Consider the following 14,333-nt stretch of genomic DNA (forward strand, 5'->3'; position numbering starts at 1 on the left):
TTCCGGGATCGCTATTTGTCGCAGTCAGAAGACGGGACGGCGGGAGTTCAGCGAGGGTGGGGAACAACGGCGCGGTTCCTGATCGTCTGCGCCGACGACGCCGAGGTCTCCGCGCAGGATGCCGGCATGGTTCGCCCCCCGGACACTAGCCGCTGAATTCCTTGCCGAAGTCGTAAGTTCGCCACCGCTCGGGACGCACCCGCACGGTCACCATCGTCCGCACGTAGTCCTTGATGTCGTCGAAGAACCGCTCGCCCGCCTCCGGGCCGAGGTAGCGAATTGACCACCTGCGATACTCGTCCGCATCGGTCGGCTCGTACCCCACAACGATCCCTTCGATGGACACGTACCTGTACGGCATAGCCTCCTGCTGGGCCGTGAATCCGATCTGGCCCGCCTCGCGGATCAGCGCCATCTTGACGCTGTCGGGGCTCGTGGCGAACGTGAGCTCGCCGCCGGGCTCGTAGCCGTACCAGATGGGCACCGCCATGGGCGGCCGCCCGCCGGAACCGGCCACGCTCAGCACCCCGATATGGGTGTCGGCGAGAAAACTCTCCCGCTCGGCCGTGGTCAGTTTCGTTGACATGATCTGCTCCCTTGTTCATTGCTCTGTGAAAGCTGCGGGTCGGGCCCGAGGTGGGTCAGAGCCTGACGAGCATCTTGCCGACGTTGCCGCCGCGCATCATGTCCAGGAACGCGGCGGGCGCCCGCTCGATGCCCTCGGCCACGGTCAGCTCGGTGTGCAGGGAGCCGTCGGCCAGCCAGCCGGCCGCCTTCGCGATCCATTCGGGGAACAGGTGGAGGTAGGAGTTGATCAGCATGCCGCGCAGGGTGGCGTCCTTGGCGGCCAGGGTGAACAGGTTGCTCGGGCCGGGGACCGGCTCGGTGGCGTTGTAGGAGCTGATCGCGCCCACCATCGCGATCCTGCCGCCGTGACGCAGTGCGTCGATGGCCGCCACCAGGTGGTCGCCGCCGACGTGGTCGACGTAGACATCGATGCCCTCGGGGGCGACCTCGGCCAGTTGCCCGGCGAGTGAACCGGCATGGTAGTCGATCGCGGCGTCGTAGCCGAAGTCCTGCACGAGCTTCTTGGCCTTCAGCGTCCCGCCAGCGGAGCCGATCACGCGGGAGGCCCCGAGCTCGCGGGCGAGTTGCCCGGCGACGCTGCCGACCGCTCCGGCCGCTGCCGAGACGAAGACCACGTCGCCCTCTCGTACGGGGGCCACGTGGGTCAGGGCCACGTAGGCGGTCAGTCCGGTGGGGCCCAGCGCGCCCAGCCACGCCTCGGCGGGGGCCAGGGCGAGGTCGGCGACGGTCACGGCGGCGGCGTCCACCACGGCGTACTCGCGCCAGCCGAGGAAGTGCACGACGGTCGCGCCCACCGGGATGTCGGCCGAGCGTGAGGCGACGACCTCGCCGATCGCCGAACCGTCCAGGGGGGCGCCGAGCTGGAACAAGGGCAGGTAGGAATCGGTGTCGTGCATCCGCTTGCGCATGTAGGGATCGACCGACATCCAGGTGTTGCGGACCAGGACCTGGCCCTCGGCAAGCTCGGGCAGCGCGGTGGCGACCAGCTCGAAGTTCTCCGCGCCGGGCTCGCCGACGGGGCGGGCGGCCAGGTGGATCTCACGGTTCACGGTCATGGTGTGCTCCTCACTCGTGGTGCTCTCTTGTGCTGGGCTCCACTCTGGACAGGGGCGCGCACGATCGACTGGGGGTTCGCTGCGGGTACGGTGACCTGGTGCGATTCGGTGTACTTGGCCACCTTTCGGTGTGGACTGACGACGGACGGCCCGTGCGGGTCCCCGAGGTGAAGGTCCGGGCATTGCTTGCCGACCTGCTGGCCCACGAGGGGCGTGCGGTGTCGGCCGACCGTCTGGCCGAGGACCTGTGGGGAGACGACCCGCCGGGCAATCCCGTCAACACGCTGCAGACCAAGGTGTCCCAGCTGCGCCGTGCCCTGGAGCAGGCCGAACCGGGAGGGCGCGACCTGGTGGCCTTCCAGACGCCGGGTTACGTCCTGCGCGCCACCGACGTGGACGCTGCCCGTTTCGCTGCGCTGCTCGACCTCGCCCGCGCCAGCACTGATCCGCGGGCAAGGGCCGAGCTGTTGTCGGACGCGCTGGCACTGTGGCGCGGCCCCGCCTACGCCGACTTCCGCGACGAGGAGTTCGCCCGGACCGCCGCCACCCGGCTGGAGGAGCAGCGCTTGACCGCGCTGGAGGAGCAGGCGGAGGTACGGCTGGAGCTGGGTGAGCACACCCTGCTGGCCGACGAGCTGGGCGAACTGGTGGCCGCGCACCCGATGCGCGAACGCCTGCGCGCCACCCACCTGCGCGCCCTCTACCGGTCGGGACGGCAGGCGGAGGCCCTGAGCGGGTACGACGACCTGCGGTACCGGCTGGCCGACGAGCTGGGTCTCGACCCCGGCCCTCAGCTGGCCGCCCTCCACCAGGCGATGCTGCGCCAGGATCCCTCACTCGCGCCCGCGCGCCCGCGCACGAACCTCCCCGCCCCCCTCACCGGGCTGATCGGCCGCGAGCAGTCCGTGGCCGAGATCGGCGCCCTGCTCGGCTCGGCACGCTTGGTCACGCTGACGGGTCCGGGCGGTGTCGGCAAGACCAGACTCGCCCTGGCGGTCGCCGACCTCGCCGTCGACGCCTTTCCCGACGGGGTGTGGCTGGTCGAGCTGGCGGGCACCTCGGGCGAGAGCGCGACCGTGGCCGAGGTGGTGGCCGCCGGACTGGACGTCCGCGACGACACGGCGAGCGGTTCGCGTCCAGGCGTGCGACCGGCCGACCTGGCGCACCGGCTCGCCGACGCCCTGCGCGGCCGGCGGCTGCTACTCGTCCTGGACAACTGCGAGCACATGATCGAACCGGTCGCCGAGCTGGTGGACCTGCTGCTACGGGCCGCCCCGGACCTGAGCGTGCTGACCACCAGCCAGGAGGCGCTGGCGCTCCCGGGAGAGACGTTGTACGCGGTGGCGCCGCTTGAGCTTCCGGTGCCCGGAGCGGATCCGGCGCAGGCCGGCTCCGTACAACTGTTCGTGGCCCGCGCCGCGGCCGCCGCGCCCGGGTTCGTGCTGGACGAGGCGAACGCGCCCTCGGTGGCGGCGATCTGCAGGAGGCTGGACGGCCTGCCGCTGGCGCTGGAGTTGGCCGCCGCCCGGGTACGCGCGCTGGGCGTGCGCGGCGTGGCCGACCGGCTGGACGACCGCTTCCACCTGCTCACCGTCTCGGGCCGGGGACGGCCCGCCCGCCAGCAGACCCTGCGCGCGGTGATCGACTGGAGCTGGGAGCAGCTCACCGAGCAACAGCGGCTGATCCTGCTCCGGCTGGCCATCCACCCGGGAGGCTGCACCCTGGAGGCGGCCGAGGCGGTCTGCACAGGCGCCGGACTGGACGTGGCCGACCTGCTGGACCAGCTGGTGGCCAGGTCGATGGTCGAATCCTCCGGCGGGATCCGCTACCGGCTGCTGGAATCGATCGCCGCCTACTGCCTTGAACGGCTCGCCCCCGGCGACCCCCTCTTCCAGCGGCGCGATCTCTACTACACCGAGCTGGCCGAACAGGCCAGGCCCCACCTTTACGGTCCCGCCCAGCGCCAGTGGCTGGACCGCCTGGACGCCGAGGCACCCAACCTGCGCGCCACGCTCGAACACACCACCGACTCCGCGCTGGCACTGCGCCTGGCCGACGCCCTGGCGTGGTACTGGTACCTGCGCGGCAGGTACCGCGAGGGCCGCGCCTCCTTCACCGCGGCCATGGCGCTGCCCGGCGCGAAGTGCTCGAAGGCGGCCGCGTGGGAGGCCGGGTTCGCCATGCTGAGCGGCGACGGCACCGACCTGCTGGAGCGCAGCCGTGCCGCGGCGCGGGCCTTGGAGGCCGGCGCCGCACGGTCACGCTGGTTCCTGGCACTGGTACATCTGAGCTTCGGGAACGCCGCCACTGCGGAGGGCCTGCTGACGGAGGCGCTGGCCGCCTTCCGCGCCGTGGGCGACCGCTGGGGCGAGGCCGCGGCGTTGGCGGGTCGCGCCAAGCAGGCGATGTTCCAGGGCGACCACGCCCTCGCCAAGCGGTCCGGCAGCGAGAGTTTGACCATTTTCGGTGAGCTGGGCGATGGCTGGGGACGGCTGCAGGCCTCCGACATGCTCGGCTATCTCGCCGAGATCACCGGCGACTACGAGTACGCAGCCCGCCTGCACCGTGAGGGCCTGCGCGTCGCCGAGGACCTGAGGCTGTGGACCGACGCGTCCTACCAGCTGTCCAGCCTCGGCCGGCTTGCCCTGCTGACCGGGGATCTGGACGGATCCCGGGAGCTCCACGAGCGGGGCATGCGCCTGGCGGCCGAGCAGTCCAACAGCTTCGCCGAGGAATTCGCCCGGGTCGGCCTCGGCCTCGTGGCCCGCCGCTCCGGCGACCTCCACACGGCGGAGCGGCTCTTCCAGCAGTCCCTGGCCTGGAACCGCCGTCTGGAAGCCGACTACGGCGTGCCCTTCTACGGGATGACGCTGCTGCTGGCCGAGCTCGGCTTCATCGCCGAGCAGCGCGGCGACTCCGCCGCGGCCAGGTCACTGCACCTGGAGGGGCTTGCCGCGGCCCGCGGGGTCGGCGATCCGCGCGCCATCGCCCTGGCCCAGGAAGGGCTGGCCGGGGTAGCGGCGGCCGAGGGCGCCTACGAGGACGCGGCGGCCCTGCTCAGTGAGGCCGCCGCGCTCAGGGAGTCGGTGGGCGCGCCCCTGCCGCCCGCAGAACGCGGCGACGTCGACCGGATCGCCGCCACTGTTCGCGCGGCGCTGGGCGAGGAGGCGTCCATGCGCTGACCCCCAGCCGATCGTGCGCGGGCTCCGTCAGGGTCATACCCGTCACCCACGGATGCAGGAGTAACGATGCGCGCCCTGACCTTCACCCCGGACCTGTCCTTCGACGTCGTGCCTGACCCGGTGCCCACGCCCTCCCAGGCACTGGTCCAGGTGGTGGCCTTCTCGCTCAACTTCGGTGAGATCGCCTACGCAAGCGCGAACGTCCGGCCCGGCTACGTCCCGGGATGGGACGCCGCCGGAGTGATCGTCCAGGCCGCCGCCGACGGCTCGGGTCCTGCCGCCGGCACTCGCGTGGTCACGTTCGGCTGGTCGGGGGCTTGGGCGGAACTGCGCGCTGTGGACACCGCCGAGCTGGCCGTCGTACCCGAGGCCGTCGACCTGGGGCAGGCCAGCGCGCTGCCGGTCGCCGGAGTCACGGCGCTGCAGGCGATCCGTCGGCTCGGCCCGGTGGCGGGCCGCCGTGTCCTGGTCACCGGGGCGTCCGGCGGCGTCGGCCGCTACGCCGTACAGATCGCCGTCCGTGCGGGGGCGCAGGTCGTCGCCTCCGCCGGCAGCCCCACCCGAGCGGAGGGCCTGAGCGAGCTGGGCGCCGCGGAGATCGTCATCGGCCCGGAGAATCTGGAGGGCCGCGTGTACGGTGTGCTGGACAACGTGGGCGGGCGGCAGCTTGCGCAGGCGTTCTATCGACTGGAGGACGACGGCGTGGTCATGGCCATCGGACGGGCGGCCCGCGAGGCCACGGTCATCGACTTCGAGCTGGCGGGCACCCGATCGGCACGGGGCCGAATCGAGAACTTCAACGTGACTACGCCGTTCGGCGGCGACCTTGCTCACCTCGTCGGGCTGCTGACGGCCGGCGAGTTGGATGCTCAGGTCGGCTGGCGCGGGCCGTGGGACAAGGCGATGGAGGCGGCCGATGCCCTGCTCGCCCGCCGCATCGCTGGAAAAGCAGTGCTCGATTTGTGACGCACCGAGCCATGCTGGGCCTGCTCAGCCCTCGCTGACGTGCAGAAAGTCCTTGATGTCAATCCTGTCGGGCACCGACGACCACACCACCAACGAAGCCGTCGCCGCCATCGCCCCAGAGTTCCGGGACAATGGCCCTTTCTCTTCCGCTCCAACCACGACAAAGAGCGATCCCGAAATCACGTGTGCGGTGCCAAAACTCGTCCATGGCATCTGACCTGGTCTTCTATCCTCGGCACTCGTGTTCCTACGCCTGCTGTATCTACTGATGGTCCGGTTGTTCGGCTGGTTGACGCTTCTCGCGCGGGGCGACGCCTCCAAGGAGGTGGAGATCTTGGTGCTGCGTCATGAGGTCGCCGTCCTGCGTCGTCAGGTCGCCCGGCCGCGACCGGACTGGGCCGACCGGGCGTTGCTGGCCGCACTGGCGCGACTGCTCCCCACGCGGCTTCGCCTCCATCGGATCGTGACGCCGGGCACCTTGTTGTCCTGGCACCGCCGGCTGGTCAGCCAACACTGGACTTACCCAAACACAGCCGGACGTCCACCGATCCCGGATGAACTGCGTGCTCTGGTGGTCCGGTTGGCCAGGGAGGATCCCCGATGGGGCATCGGCGGATCCGGGGTGAACTGCTCGGGCTCGGCCATCGGATTGGGGACGGCACCATCCGCCGGATCCTGGCCGCGGCCGGTCTGGGCCCAGCGCCACGCCAGACCTCACCGACCTGGCGACAGTTCCTCACCTCGCAAGCCTCCGGCATCTTGGCGTGCGACTTCATGCACGTCGACACCGTGTTCCTCAAGCGCCTGTACGTCTTGTTCGTCATGGAAATCGAGACACGGCGCGTGCACATGCGGGGCATCACCTCCAACCCGACCGGCGCATGGACCACCCAGCAAGCCCGGAATCTGCTGATGGACCTGGGGGAACGTGCCAGCGCCTTCAGGTTTCTCATCCGGGACCGTGACGGCAAGTTCTCCCGTTCGTTCGATGAGGTGTTCACCACCAGCGGTGTGCGGGTCATCAAGACGCCCGTTCGGTCGCCACGGGCAAACGCGTTCGCGGAACGGTTCGTGGGAACGCTACGCCGTGAATGCCTCGACCACCTGCTCATCTACAGTGAGCGGCACCTGCGTGAGGTCCTGGCCGAGTACGAACACCATTTCAACCATCATCGCCCGCATCAGAGCCGTTACCTTCGCCCGCCGTTGCACGACCCCAGCCAGGCGATCGACATGACCGCCCGGATCCACCGCCGAAGGACCGTCACGGGACTGATCAGCGAGTACCGCCGAGCGGCCTGATCGCCCTACGAACGTCCAGCTCAGTAACCGTATCCACGTTTTGGCACCGCACAAGGTCCCTCGTGTTTCGCACTTTTCCTTGATCGTCTTGCATGTGGCGAGGGGGATGTTTCCGCGTGCTTTGGCTGGTCTGCGGGGCGGACGTGGAGATGCCGGAGGAGCATCGGCGGTGTCTGTAACACCCTGCTAGAAGGTGAATCCGCCGATGCTCCCAGATGGCACGTTACCCTCGCTCGCCGCGCTGCTGGCGGTGTTCCGGTCCTGTTTCACCGCGCCGGGTCATCGCTCGTTCGCCGCTCTTGTGGTGGGGTTGATCGCGCAGACGCGGCGCCGCACGGTGTGCGGGATGCTGCTGGGCGCCGGCCTGGAACGAGCCTGGCATCACTGCCGCGCGCACCGCTTCTTCTCCACCGCTCGCTGGTGCACTGACGCCCTCGGGCTGGTGCTGGGTGATCTGGTCGTGGCCCGGCTGCTGGCGCCGGGCTCGGCGATCATCGTGGTGGTCGATGACACCCTGTTCAAACGGTCGGGCAAGAAGGTGTTCGGCGTCGCCTGGCATCACGACGGCGCCGCTAAAGGTCCCAAACCGATCGGGTTCGGCAACTGCTGGGTCATCGCCGGGATCATCGTGCAGCTGCCGTTCCTGTCCCGGCCGCTGTGCCTGCCGGTCCTGGCTCGGTTGTGGCGCCCCGGACACACCGGCAAGATCGCGTTCGCCCAGGAGATGGTCGAGGCGATCGCCACCCGCCACCCCACCCGGATGGTGCACGCCGTCGGCGATGCCGCCTACGCCGGAGAACACCTACGCGGCCTGGATGATGCGATCACCTGGACCAGCCGGCTGAAGGTTACCTCGGTCCTGCACGCCCTGCCACCACCCAGAACCGGCAGGTCCGGACGGCCGCGCACCAAAGGCGCCCGCCTGGGAACCCCGGCCGACCTGGCCGCGGCCGGCAGCTGGCGCACCACCCGGGTTCGCCGTTACGGGCGCACCGACATCGTGCATCTGACCGAGACGGTATGCCTGTGGTACGGGCCGTTCCGCAGCCAGAGCATCCGCGTCATCCTGGTCCGCGACACTCAACCCCGCACTCGTGATGGCGACGACCGCGGCTACGGCCTTCCTCTGATCACCACAGACCTGCTCTCCTCGGCCGAAGATCTCATCGCCCGCTATGCCGCGCGCTGGTGCATCGAGGTCGCCTTCTTCGATGCCCGTCAGAGCCTGGGCGTCGGCCAGGCCCGCAACCGCACCCGGCTCGCGGTCGAACGCACCGTCCCCTTCGGCATGATCTGCTTGAGTGTGACCATCCTGTGGTACGCCACCAGCGGTCACAGCCCCGCCGACACCGCCGAGCGCCGGGCACGCTCGCGCTGGTGCACCACCAAGACCGAACCGTCCTTCGAGGACATGGTGATCAAGCTCCGCCGGGTCATTATCGCCGAACGTTTTCGGCCCCAAGCCCCCTACCAGGCCACACCCGAAGAAACCCAGGCCGTCCTCGCAGCCTGGGCCGCCGCCGAAACATGATCACCCACAACTGCGAAACACGAGGGATCGGCCAGACATTGAAGACGCACCCCGACACCGTCCGGCGCCGCTTCAGTCAGCGGCAGGCCGACGTCGACAGCCCGCCGGCCGCTCCCCTGCCGGAGCGCACCGTCACCCGGTTGAACGCCATGTGGGCGCTCGGCGACCCGCTCGCCCGATTCATCTAGGACGGGGGGACCTGACGCGACCCGAACTGGCCACCGCCGCCCGGCATGTGACCGACGCGCTCGCGCAACCATCACCGCATGATTGAACAAGGTAGTCGTTCCCCCAGATCATCCGGTGATGGCGCCGACTATTGCTCGCGCGTTAGCCGATCATGCTGGCAGTTGTGCAGGCGCTGCGGGGAACCCATTGGTGCGAGGAGATCTGACGAGCCATGGGTCCCTTGATGTTGCCGTTCGGGTCGACGAACCTGGACTGGCTCAGGTCGGATACCCAATCGCCCACGCCCAGGCACCGGTAGCCGCCACCGGCCCACTGGTTTTCGTAGTCGTATACGGCCACGACGTCATATCCGCCAGGCTTGCCGGTGTTGAGGATGGACATGGCGTTGTTACCGGCACTGCCGGTGAACTCGCCTGATTGGTCGGCCCAGTTGGCGTCATTGCCGCCGTCGTAGCCGAGCGGGTAATGGCAGGAGGTGCCGGAGTAGGCGGTCACGGTGCCGTCTTCGTTGTAGAGATCTTTCTGCGTGCGGCAGTGCGACGCCAGGGCGGCGCTGTCTGCCCAGGAGGGGCTGGACATGGGGACGGCGGCTACCGCCAGGCTCACGGCTGCGGCCGCGAAATGGATCTTGCGCATGGATCTCTCCTTGGTGGCTCTCATTGAGGGGCGTTCCGCGACCTTGTGCCGCGGAAGCCAGGGGGTGGCGTGGTTGATCTCTTTCGCGCGATCGAGTGCCTCGCGCAGCAGCCGGGCGTGGGTCCGGAGGCTGGCCGCGTAGGGGCCCTCCACTTTGGGCTGGTATTCGGCTCTCAGCGCACGCAAGGTCGAGGGCAGCGAGGTAGCACGCGCGCAGGTAGCCTCTGCCACGGCCAGCTTCACCTCGACGGTGTGGGCTTGGGCGGGAGCCAGTCCGCCGGTGAGACCGGGAAGGGCGGCCCGGATCTCCGGTGGCGTGGCGTAGGCGTGACCCTTCCCGCGCATGCACCGTGACCATGAGGACAGGGCCGCGACGAAACGCGCGTCCTTGGCAATCTCCCGCATGTACAGCGGCGCGATGTTGGAGGCGAGTCTGTCCAGGCGGAACCACCGCTCGTGGTTGCCATAGAGCTCTTCGCTGCTCGACAGCTCGCACCCGCCGAGGGCGTTGTTGATCGTCCCTCCGTCGGGCAGGTGCGCGGTGAGAACTTTGACGTCGTCACCGCCGCTCATAACCAGGGCGTACTGGGTCCGGCGGGACGCGGGCAGGCTGGCGCGGTAGGCGATGTTGGGGTCGTCTCGCTTGGCTTGCATGGCCTTGTGCTGGTCGAGGCCGCCGTACCCGTGCTCACGCGCCCAGTCCGGATCGTCGAGAACGAAGCCGAACCCCCGCGAAGGCTCCCACATCTTCGGCACCCAGTACCGGAAGCCGTGCTTTTGCATGCAGTCGCGAATGATCAGGAGTTCCGCGCGTTTCAGGACCACGTAGTCGGTCTCGGTGGGCGGAGCGGGCGGCGCGCTCTGGCCGGCGCCGCACCCGGCGAGCAACCCCATGACCAGAACGTGGCCTGCGATCACCGCTCCGGCCCGCCCATGGCCCGTGACGAACATCCCTGTCCCCGTTCTGCTCGGAATCAAGGTCGGCCTGCAAGGCGGCCGACAACGCACGGCTTCGGAGGGCCGACGATTATCCCGGAAATCCGATTCGCCGCCTGAACAAAACTTGATCAGCCCATCGGCGCCACCCCGTCGCCCCTGGGCCAGAACTCGTCGCCGGCCGCGGCCGGGCAGGCGGCGACGGCGAATCCGGTTGCGGTCAGCAGCCCGATCGCGGCCCGTCTGAGCGTCATTCTGGTCATGCCGTCACCTCTCGTCTTTCCGATGCGTGATATCCCGCCGCGGCCGTCAGGTCGCGTCCCTTGGGGCAACCGGCAGGAGATGCGTGCGCCGCTGCACGGCTGCGAGATCCCAGTGCACAACACGGCGGCGACGCCCGTCACCCTGTTACAGCCTGAGCCGGAACACGCGGGTCACAGCCCTGCCCCGGTCGGCGGCCGCGTCGGCATCGCTGCGTCGCCGCGATGCCGGCGGGTCCTCAGTCTTGGGGACCGGCCAGTTGTCTGGCAGCCCCCTTTCATCAGTCCAGACAATCGGTGGCGCACGCGCGGAGGAAATCTGGGCGTCCTGAGGAGGCCGTCGGACCCGGGGCCGGGCCGGCGGCGCGGGTTCGCGTGCGAGTTGCGCAAGCTCCGCAATCGGAACGACGGCATGAGCTATCGCGGCATGGCCGGACGGCTCCCGAACAGACGCTGGCGAGACAGCGACAAGAGCTTCAACACGCAGACTTGACGGGTAAGGCCATCTCCTGCATCAGGTCCTCGCGTGGCCGACCGGTGACGACGCTCAGCCGATCCAGTAGGTAGCAGGTGGTCTCCAGCGCAGGGTTGAGACGCTCGTTGAGCTCGTTCATGGCTCGTGTACCCGAGCAGCTCCAGCCGGAGCCGGAGCGACTCCTCGATCGCCACGTTGATCAGATCCGCCGGGTTGTTCTTGGCCTGGGCCGCCTTCCGGATCGCCACCGCGGCGATCGCCCGGGCCGGGCCCGCGTCTTGCTTCACGCCCTGACGCTGGCGCACCAGCTTGCGATGCGCCTTCGCGCTGCCGGAGGAGCCATGGTCCGGCCAGACATCCTCGGCCAACTCCAGGCAGCGCCGAACGTGGTCAATCAGCGCCTCGGGAATCTCGTCCGGGGACGGAAAGCGCGCCATCTTCTGGAAGCACTTCAACGCCAGCACCAGCGCGAAGCACGACTCCGGGCTGCCGGTCCGTTTTCAGCCCAGTCCACCTTTTCCGGCGAGGGTGTGAAGAACACGTGCAGCACCCGCGCCGACGTCAGCCGCTTGAACTGCGGATAGGCGGTCCGCTCGATCCACGTCATCCCAAGGACGTCCCTCGCCTCGATCCCGGCGTTCAGACGCCGAAACCGTAGCGGTGATCAACTCTAACGGATGGCTTGTTCACCGAACCGCAATCAAACACAAGCGGAGGGTCACAACATCTGTGGAACGCCCCCTCTGACTAGCAGTTCAGCAGCCCACTGTCCCTTTCTCCCGTCCTTGGTCTGCCCCCACCGAGTGCCTCGTGGTGGTCGCGGTCATGCGGGTGATGGGGGGCATACGCGCTCGTACGGGTCGTCCGGCAGGTACCGTGCCCACGTTCCCTCGTCCATGGGTCTGGTGATCAACGTGCACACGCCGGCGAACGGATCCGCTGGGGCGGAGACCTCCCACGCCCGTGTCGTGTTGTCCGCGCCGCCGGTGACCAGGCGGTGGCCGTCCGCGCTGAAGGCGACCGCGTAGACGGCGGCGGTGTGGCCGTGCAGCGTGGTGACCTGCTTGCCGGTGGCGTGGTCCCAGAGGCGAACACCGATGTCCTCGCCGGCGCTGGCCAGGCGAGAGTTGTCGGGGCTGAAGGCGAGCCCGTACATGGTGCCGGTGTGGCCTTGCAGCGTGGTGACCTCCTTGCCGGTGCCGGTGTCCCAGAGCCGGATGAGGCTGTCGTAGCCGCCGCTGGCCAGGCGGGAGCTACCGGGGTTGAAGGCGAGGGCATACACCGGGCCGGCGTGGGCGCGCAGCATGTGAATCTTCTTGCCGTCGCCACCGTCCCACACGCGCACCGTGCCTCTCCTCAACTCAACGCCCAGACCTGCGGCCGCTGGGCGGTCTGGAGGAGACCGCGTGTGAACGGACATGAGTTCCTCCAGGTAGGTGGCCACGGCGATCCAGATCCATGGCCACTCGACCTCCAGGTGGGCGGACACTACGCGTCCAGTCTGACGGCCATCTACCCATGCACATAGTGATCTTCGGAAGGCTCCGAGCTGAGGCCGTCACGATCGCCGACTTCGGCAACCTCCCTACGGGCTGGGGCGATCGGAGCCGCAAGACCCTCCTAATGAGTTCTAGGAGCAGGCCATCCGGCAGACTCCATGGTGGATAGCGACCGCCGGTGGGTGAGCACTCGGCCCTCCTGGACTTTGAGTCCTTGACGAAGATCGTGCCCCCGCAGGTGGCTCGGGAGAGTTGATCGCTGCTGGGATGTCGTGCCTCCCCGCCTTGGGGATGAGCACCGTTTCATTAGGTCGCTGATAGTTCTCCCGCAGGTTGCTGACCAGCGATGACGGAGATGGGAGAGACGGTGCGACTGTTCGTCGGCGATGACTGGGCCGAGGCTCACCACGATGTGGAGCTGATGGATGCCTCGGGCCGCAGACTGGCCAAAGCGCGACTTCCGGAAGGCGTGACGGGCATGGCTCGGCTGCACGCCCTGATCAGTCAGCACCTCGGTGATGATGCCGAGGACGCCGAGGTGATCGTGGGCATCGAGACCGACCGGGGCCCGTGGGTAGCCGCGCTGGTGGCGGCCGGATACACGGTGTATGCGGTCAATCCGCTGCAGGCGGCCCGCTACCGCGAACGTCTGGCGGTCTCGGGCGCCAAGAGCGACGCGGCCGATGCGCACATGCTGGCCGACATGGTCAGAACCGATGCGCACAAGACACTGATCTGGGAACGTACCCGCCAGCTCCAGCGGCTGCGCCACGCCCTGCGGGACTATTTTCCCGCCGCGCTGGTCGCCTTCGCAGACCTGGACGCGCCCGAGGCTCTGGATCTGCTGGCCAGGGCACCCGATCCCGACTCCGCTGCCAAGCTGACCACCAGCCAGATCACCGCCGCGCTCAAGCGCGCCCGCCGCCGCGGCGATCTGACCGAGCGTGCCCTGCGTTTCCAGGACGCGCTCCGTAGCGATCATCTGGGCCGGCCCGCACCGGTCACCGCGGCCTACGCTGCCTCGGTGCGGGCGTTGATCGCCGTCCTGGTCACGCTGAATGAGCAGGTCGCCTTCCTGCACAAGGAGGTGGAGGCACATTTTGGCTGGCACCCGGTCGTTGAGATCATCGTCTCTCAGCCAGGGCTGGGACCGATTCTCGGTACCCGGGTGCTTGCCGAATTCGGAGATGACCCTGAGCGCTACGTCTCGCCAAGGCCCGAAAGAACTACGCCGGCACCAGCCCGATCACCCGGGCCTCGGGGAAGAAGAAGGTCGTCGCAGCGCGGTTCATCCACAATGACCGGCTCATCGACGCCCTCATGGCTCAGGCATCCAACGCCATCAACGCCTCGCCCGGGGCTCGCGCGTACTACGACAAGCAACGCGCTCGTGACGTCGACTACAACGCTGCCCTGCGCCAGGTCGCCAACCGATTGGTCGGCATCCTGCACGGCTGCCTCAAGAACGGCACTCTCTACAACGAGGTGACCGCCTGGCCGCACCAGGCCCAAGAACCTGCCGCTTGACATCATAGCTCCTGGGATGTCTTCGTCGGGCCTCACGGCATCGCGCACCCAGCTCAGCGCCGCCTGGTGGAGCCTGAGGGCCTCGCCGCCGTTAGCCATGCCTGGCCGTGGCTCCGCATCTCAGCCCCATGGAGTTGTCCGTCTACCTGGAAATCTCGTGGCCGCCCAGCAGGAGTCACATGGCCAT

General features: G+C 68.8%; 13 protein-coding genes and 1 pseudogene. 7 read left to right on the forward strand and 7 right to left on the reverse strand.

Features of this window, described 5'->3' with window-relative positions:
• Positions 1–145 precede the first annotated feature (145 nt).
• Positions 146–586 carry a pyridoxamine 5'-phosphate oxidase family protein gene (locus ACFPZ3_RS31670; protein ID WP_379517951.1) on the reverse strand — a complete coding sequence of 147 codons (441 nt, stop codon included), beginning with the start codon at positions 584–586 and terminating at the stop codon, positions 146–148.
• 55 nt (positions 587–641) lie between these two features.
• Complete coding sequence (locus ACFPZ3_RS31675) at positions 642–1,643, reverse strand: NADP-dependent oxidoreductase (protein ID WP_379517952.1); 1,002 nt, start codon at positions 1,641–1,643, stop codon at positions 642–644.
• A gap of 152 nt (positions 1,644–1,795) precedes the next feature.
• Between ACFPZ3_RS31675 and ACFPZ3_RS31680 the strand changes: the two genes are divergently transcribed.
• From ACFPZ3_RS31680 to ACFPZ3_RS31705, 6 genes are all read left to right on the forward strand, one after another.
• Complete coding sequence (locus ACFPZ3_RS31680; RefSeq protein ID WP_379517953.1) at positions 1,796–4,825, forward strand: AfsR/SARP family transcriptional regulator; 3,030 nt, start codon at positions 1,796–1,798, stop codon at positions 4,823–4,825.
• A gap of 66 nt (positions 4,826–4,891) precedes the next feature.
• Positions 4,892–5,791, forward strand: a complete 900-nt coding sequence (locus tag ACFPZ3_RS31685; protein WP_379517954.1) for a zinc-binding dehydrogenase — start codon at positions 4,892–4,894, stop codon at positions 5,789–5,791.
• 55 nt (positions 5,792–5,846) lie between these two features.
• Complete coding sequence (locus ACFPZ3_RS31690) at positions 5,847–6,008, forward strand: hypothetical protein (protein ID WP_379517955.1); 162 nt, start codon at positions 5,847–5,849, stop codon at positions 6,006–6,008.
• Positions 6,009–6,391: 383 nt separating this feature from the next.
• Positions 6,392–7,093: an integrase core domain-containing protein gene (locus ACFPZ3_RS31695; protein ID WP_379517956.1), complete on the forward strand. Its 702-nt coding sequence runs from the start codon at positions 6,392–6,394 to the stop codon at positions 7,091–7,093.
• 205 nt (positions 7,094–7,298) lie between these two features.
• Complete coding sequence (locus ACFPZ3_RS31700) at positions 7,299–8,624, forward strand: IS701 family transposase (protein WP_379517957.1); 1,326 nt, start codon at positions 7,299–7,301, stop codon at positions 8,622–8,624.
• Between the two features lie 38 nt (positions 8,625–8,662).
• Positions 8,663–8,812, forward strand: a complete 150-nt coding sequence (locus tag ACFPZ3_RS31705) for a hypothetical protein (protein ID WP_379517958.1) — start codon at positions 8,663–8,665, stop codon at positions 8,810–8,812.
• A 142-nt stretch (positions 8,813–8,954) separates the two neighbouring features.
• Here the strand turns inward: ACFPZ3_RS31705 and ACFPZ3_RS31710 are convergent, their stop codons facing one another.
• The 5 genes from ACFPZ3_RS31710 to ACFPZ3_RS31730 all read right to left on the reverse strand — a co-directional run bounded on the left by ACFPZ3_RS31710 (position 8,955) and on the right by ACFPZ3_RS31730 (position 12,465).
• Positions 8,955–10,400, reverse strand: coding sequence for a hypothetical protein (locus ACFPZ3_RS31710; RefSeq protein WP_379517959.1), 1,446 nt, complete (start codon positions 10,398–10,400; stop codon positions 8,955–8,957).
• 116 nt (positions 10,401–10,516) lie between these two features.
• Positions 10,517–10,648, reverse strand: a complete 132-nt coding sequence (locus ACFPZ3_RS31715) for a hypothetical protein (protein ID WP_379517960.1) — start codon at positions 10,646–10,648, stop codon at positions 10,517–10,519.
• Positions 10,649–11,062: 414 nt separating this feature from the next.
• Positions 11,063–11,584 carry a DUF4158 domain-containing protein gene (locus ACFPZ3_RS31720; RefSeq protein WP_379517961.1) on the reverse strand — a complete coding sequence of 174 codons (522 nt, stop codon included), beginning with the start codon at positions 11,582–11,584 and terminating at the stop codon, positions 11,063–11,065.
• On the reverse strand, positions 11,572–11,727 hold the full coding sequence (locus ACFPZ3_RS31725; RefSeq protein WP_379517962.1) for a hypothetical protein: 156 nt from the start codon (positions 11,725–11,727) through the stop codon (positions 11,572–11,574). Before ACFPZ3_RS31725 ends, ACFPZ3_RS31720 begins: the two co-directional genes overlap by 13 nt.
• A 216-nt stretch (positions 11,728–11,943) precedes the next feature.
• Positions 11,944–12,465: a WD40 repeat domain-containing protein gene (locus tag ACFPZ3_RS31730; protein ID WP_379517963.1), complete on the reverse strand. Its 522-nt coding sequence runs from the start codon at positions 12,463–12,465 to the stop codon at positions 11,944–11,946.
• Between the two features lie 509 nt (positions 12,466–12,974).
• On the opposite strand from ACFPZ3_RS31730, the pseudogene ACFPZ3_RS31735 reads away from it, so the two are divergent.
• Positions 12,975–14,146: pseudogene (locus ACFPZ3_RS31735) on the forward strand (IS110 family RNA-guided transposase).
• Positions 14,147–14,333: the final 187 nt, after the last annotated feature.

The organism is Nonomuraea insulae (genome assembly GCF_042656245.1).